The sequence below is a fragment of the Rudanella lutea DSM 19387 genome (assembly GCF_000383955.1).
Lineage (GTDB): Bacteria > Bacteroidota > Bacteroidia > Cytophagales > Spirosomataceae > Rudanella > Rudanella lutea.
On sequence record NZ_KB913015.1, the window covers coordinates 1 to 3,700 of the forward strand.

Genomic DNA, 3,700 nt, shown 5'->3' on the forward strand with positions numbered 1-3,700 from the left:
GTGCCCTCCACCCCGTTCTGGCGCACGCGGATGGTGATGGGCTTGGGATCCAGCCGCAGGCCCGCTTCGACCACATGGCTGGGATTGGTGGTCCAGCCCGTCACCCCGATGGCCAGGTACTCAACGGGAGCCCCGTTGCCCCCGGTAAAGCCGAAGGTGATGGCCCCGGCAGGGCAGTTGTAGCTCACCAGGGTAGCGGCTAAGGCGCTGCCTGCGGGGGGCGGGGTGGTGGTTTGACTCGCCACGGGGCTAACGGTGAGTTGGAAACTGGTGCTGTTGGTGAGCCCACCGGGGTCGGTGGCAGTGAGGGTGATGGTGCTCACCCCCGACAGAGAGGGTGTGCCGGTGAGGGTGTTGCCGGTGAGGGCCAGCCCGGCGGGCAGACCAGTGGCCGAAAGCACCAGACTCGCCGGCGTCTGGGCGTCGGTGAAGACCGAGCCCACGTTGAGGCTGTAGCCCACCCCGAGGGTGGCCGACTGAGGCCCGACGGCATTGGCGAGGGTGGGCGGGGTGTTGCCCCCACCCCCGGCACAGGTGGCTCGGGCGTCCCAACGGAGGGAGACGGTGATGCCATTCTGGGTGGCCAGGATGGTGAAGGGCTCCACGTTGGGGCTCTGGTTACGGATGTCCTGAGCGAGCTGGGTGTCGACGGTGGCCGAGCAGGAGGTGGTGGGGGCGGTGATGCCGATGGCCGCGTAGGTAATGGGCGTACCATTGCCCCCGCTGACACGGAACTGGATCTGCCCGGTGCTGCAGTTGTAGGCGGGCTCGAGCAGGGTGAGTGGTGTGCCGAGAGTGCTGGGGTCGGCCCCGCAGAAGACGGGCGGGTTGAGGACGGTAAGGGTAAACTGGGCGGTAGCCGAGCAGCCGTTGGGTGCCGTACCGGTAACCGAATAAACGGTGGAACCGGTGGCCGACGTGGGGGGCTGGATGGCGGAGGAGGAGGCCCCGGTGTTCCACTGGTAGTTGGCCCCCCCGGTGGCGGTTAGGGTGACGCTCTGTCCCTGGGCGACGGCGGGCGCGGGAGCCGCGTTAATGGTCAGGGGTGGCGCGGTCGTGCTGCCGGTGACGGAGACGGTAGCCAGAGCCGAGCAACCGCCCACGCCGGTGACGACTACCGAGTACGTGCCGGCCGTTGAGACAGTAGCGGTGTTGGTGGCCCCGGTCTGACTCAAGCCCGGTCCAGTGAAAGCATAGCTTGCTCCGGCTGGAGCTGCGGTGAGGAGTACAGTCGGATTGCTACAGGAGATGGAGCCGGACGCGACGAGGGTGGCATTGACGGCATTGGTGGCACTTTCGACGGTGGTGGTGGCAGTTGCCGTGCANCCGTTGGNTCCGGTGANNGTGACCGAGTAGAGCCCCCCGGCNGAGANGGNNGCNGTNTTNCNNGNNCCNGNNTGGNTCAATCCNGGNCCNGNNAANNGGTAGGTGCCCTGNCCGGCGGGTGANGCCGTGAGGGTAACGGTTGGGTTGGCGCAGGTCACCGAGCCGGATGCGGCCAGGCTCACCACTGGTGAGGTTTTGTCTTCGCTCACGCCGACCGAAGCAGTGGCCGCGCAGCCGTTGGTGGTGGTAACCGTGAGCGAATAGGTGCCCGCCGAGTTGACGGTCCGGGTGGCACTGGTGGAGCCATCGTCCCAGCGGTAGGTGCCTTCACCCGAGGCTGTCAGGGTAGCCGTGGGGTTGGTGCAGGTAAGGGTTGTCGACGGAGCGGCAATGCTTGCTGTGGGCGGGACATTGACCGTCAGGCTGATAACCGACGAGTTGATTCGGCCGTTTTGGGCGACAGTAAGCGTATAACTTTGCGTACCCGACCCCGTGGCGGTCAGACTCTGATTAAAAGCGGGACTTATTGTGCTACCTGTGATAGGCTCAATGCCGTTGGTTAAGGTGAAGGCATATGTGCCTGTCACATTACCCACATTAGCAGTAAAGGTTAGCGGATTATCTGCACAGACCGTAGCGGGTGTAACGGCAACGTCCGTGAGTAAGATGTCGTCCAAGAGCTTGACAACAAAAAAATCTTCAATTCCCGCTGAGCTGAGGGGGGTAGTGCCGGGGCCGGGGTCGAAGTCGACCGTTTCTGCAAAAGATCCCGTTAGATAGATATTTCCCGCGTCATCCAATGCCACTGAATAGCCAACATCACCACTACTCCCTCCCATGTTTCTGGCCCAATGTAGATTACCTGACGCGTCTAATTTGGACACGAAAATATCTTGACTACCCGCTGAAGTGAGGAGGGTGTTGTCAGGGCCAGGGTCAGCGTCCACCGTTCCTCGAAAGAATCCCGTTAGAAAAATATTGCCCCCAGGATCCAATGCGACAGATTGGCCTTCTTCTACACTACTTCCCCCTATGCTTCTGGCCCAAACCAGACTGCCCGCTGCGTTTAATTTGGTAATGAAAATATCCTCTCTTCCCATTGAAGTGAGGTTGGAGGTGCTGGTGCCGGGGTCGAAGTCCACTGTTCCTATAAAGTATCCAGTCAGATACACATTGCCCACGGCATCCACCGCCACCGCATTGCCACCATCAAAACTACTACCTCCTACATTTCTGGCCCAGACCAATTCACCTGATGCGTTAAACTTTATTACGAAAATATCTGAACTTCCCGCTGAGGTGAGGTTGATGGTGCCAGGGCCGGGGTCAACGTCAACCATTCCCTGAAAGGATCCTGTCGTATAGACATTGCCCGCGGCATCCACCGTTATTGATCGTCCAATATCAGCATTACTATCACCTATGCTTTTAGCCCAGACCAATTCGCCTGACGCGTTAAACTTTATTACGAAAATATCTGAACTTCCCGCTGAGGTGAAGTTGATGGTGCCAGAACCGGGGTCAACGTCCACTATACCCTGAAAGGATCCTGTTGTATAGACATTGCCCGCGGCATCCACTGCCACAGAAAAGCCAACATCATTGTTGATACCGCCTATGCTTCTGGCCCAGACCAGATCGCCGGATGTAGTAAATTTTGTAATGAAAATATCTAAAGCTCCTGCTGAGATGAGAGTGGAAATGCCAAGGCTAGGGTCAAAGTCGGCCGTTTCTGTAAAGTATCCCGTTGTATAGACATTGCCCGCGGCATCTACCGCCACCGATCGGCCTACCTCAAGACTACTCCCTCCTAAGCTTTTTGCCCACTGGAGGGTTTGGGCGGTGAGCTGGGCGGGAAACAGCGCTAAGCCCGTGAACAAACAGACAATCAAAAGAAGCGGGAGCAGTCGGTGTGGCCCATTGCCTCCGGCATAGTGGTGGTACTTTTTCATTGTCTTTTATACAAAATGAGTTAGTTTCAAAAAAAAGATGAATGACAGGGTTTTGCTAGCTCCGGGGCCTTCCCCATTAGGGCAGCTTTACGACACGGACACTTTGGCTACGGGTGGGTGTTTGGACCCGCAGTACGTACACGCCCCTACCAATCCCAAGGTGCAGAGAAATAGACTGTTGTACCTGTGCCAGCTCGAAGCGCTGGGTATCGATCACTTGACCCGTGAGGTCCACCAGCTGAGCAAGTAGCACCTTTCCCTGGGCACCTCGGACGTGGGCGTCCACCCGCTCGCCCGGCACGGGGTTGCCCAGCACCACCACCTCCAGTTCGGGTGCCGTCTCCGTGGCCACCCGCGCCGGTCGGCTACAGAAAGCGCCAAAGTCGAACACAACCGGGGTGCCCTCTACCCCGTTCTGCCGC

2 protein-coding genes are annotated in these 3,700 nt (G+C 59.3%); both read right to left on the reverse strand.

Annotated features, from left to right (window positions below; translation table 11 throughout):
- On the reverse strand, positions 1-3,278 hold a 3,278-nt coding region (locus RUDLU_RS30730; protein WP_211220251.1), incomplete at its 3' end, for a beta strand repeat-containing protein.
- Positions 3,279-3,354: 76 nt separating this feature from the next.
- On the reverse strand, positions 3,355-3,700 hold a 346-nt coding region (locus RUDLU_RS0126610), incomplete at its 5' end, for a T9SS type A sorting domain-containing protein (RefSeq protein WP_027303404.1).